Origin of the sequence: Paracoccus marcusii (assembly GCF_006151785.1) — a bacterium.
GTDB classification, from domain to species: Bacteria; Pseudomonadota; Alphaproteobacteria; order Rhodobacterales; family Rhodobacteraceae; genus Paracoccus; species Paracoccus marcusii.
Map to the genome: position 1 here is coordinate 1 of NZ_VDDD01000235.1, position 1,671 is coordinate 1,671.

Annotated in this window: 1 protein-coding gene and 1 pseudogene; both read right to left on the bottom strand. The window is 64.3% G+C overall.

Annotation, left to right across the window (positions count from 1 at the left end; genetic code table 11):
* On the bottom strand, positions 1-1,493 hold a 1,493-nt coding region (gene tnpC, locus FHD68_RS18445; RefSeq protein WP_139086560.1), incomplete at its 3' end, for an IS66 family transposase.
* A gap of 58 nt (positions 1,494-1,551) precedes the next feature.
* Positions 1,552-1,671, bottom strand: a pseudogene (locus FHD68_RS19680) (IS66 family insertion sequence element accessory protein TnpB); the annotation flags it as partial.

The following is a 1,671-nucleotide window of genomic DNA, read 5'->3' on the forward strand; positions in this document are numbered from 1 at the left end:
TTCCAGTGCCATGGCAGCAGTTCATCGATCTTGGTGATCTTGTAGTCCGAGATGCGCGTAAGAGTGTCGGCGAGCCAAGCCTGTGGGTCGACACCATTTAGCTTGGCCGTTTCGATTAGGGTGTAGGCGATGGCGGCGGCCTTGCCGCCTGCCTCGGAGCCGACAAAGAGGTAGTTTTTACGGCCGAGGGCGACGGCGCGCATGCCACGTTCGGCAGCGTTGTTGTCGAGTTCTAGGATGCCGTGGTCGAGGTATGGGCGCAGGCGTTCCATTCTGGTCAGGGCATATCGGATAGCCGCGGCCAGCGGGGATTTGCCAGAGATCGTGGTGAGTTGCATGGCCAGCCATCGCTCCAGGTCGTCAAAGACCGGGGCCGCATGGGCGCGTCGCAATTCGGCGCGGCGTTCAGGTGGCGACCCTTTGGCCTGTTTCTCGACGGCATAGAGTTGAGCTATCCGGCCGATGGCCTCTTCTGCAATCGGGGAGCCTTGCGACCTGTGGATGTCGACGAACTTGCGCCGGACATGGGCCATGCAGGCGACCTCGCGGATGGCGCCGGAGCGGTAGAGATCCTCGAATCCGGCATAGCCGTCGGCATGCATCCAGCCGCGGAAGCGGGCGAGGTGATCCTTGGGGTGCTGGCCTTTCCGATCTCCCGAGAACCGATACCAAGCCGCCGGTGGCGCGGTTCCTGCCCACGGCCGTTCGTCGCGGGCATAGGTCCAGAGGCGTGCCGTCTGGGTCTTGCCGGTGCCGGGGGCGAGCATTCGCACCGGCGTGTCATCGGCGAAGATCGCTTCGGCCGACAGGACGTGGCGGCCAATGGCGTCAGCCAAGGGCTCCAGCAAGGCCGTGCTCTTGCCGACCCAGTCTGCCAGCGTGGAGCGATCCAGATCGAGCCCCTCACGGTCGAAGATCTGGCTTTGGCGGTAGAGCGGCAAGTGGTCGGCATACTTGCTGACCAAGACATGGGAGAGGAGGCCCGGCCCCGGGCGACCGCGCTCGATCGGGCGCGAGGGCAGCGGGGCTTGCACGAAGCGTTCGCAGCACGAGCAGGTCAGCCGAGGGCGGACGATCCGGTTCACGATGAAGCGCCCGGGGACGTATTCCAGCTCTTCCGTCACATCTTCCCCGATCCGGCGCAGGCAGCCGCCGCAATCGGCACAGGCATCGGAGCTAGGGGTCAGTTCCACTTCCATCCGCGAGATGTGGTCCGGGATCGGACGACGCTTGGGTTTGTCCTTCTCCTCGATGTCGGGCAGCTTCATCCGCGCCGTCATAGCAGCGGCAGCGATCTCGCTGGTCTCGAGGGCAAGCTGAAGCTGTTCCACCGTCTCGGACGATGCCCCGAACCGATGGGCGCGGTGACCGGCCAGTTGATGGCGAAGCTTCTCGATCAGGATCGCCTGCGACTTCACCTCGGCCAGAAGCCGCGCAGTGAAGCTGCGCAGCTCCTCGGGGTCTTCCGGCAGGGTGAAGGCTTGATCGAGCATACACGCAGTTTATCCCACTGTATTCCTTGTGGGAATCATTGATTGCACGACTGGCTGACTATCCCGCGGCAAGGGGTCGCCACGTCCGTTCCGGGGTCCGCCAGTCGATCCCCTCCAGGAGCATCGACAACTGCGCCGGCGTCAGTGCCACCTTGCCCTCCTTGGCCGCGAGCCAGAC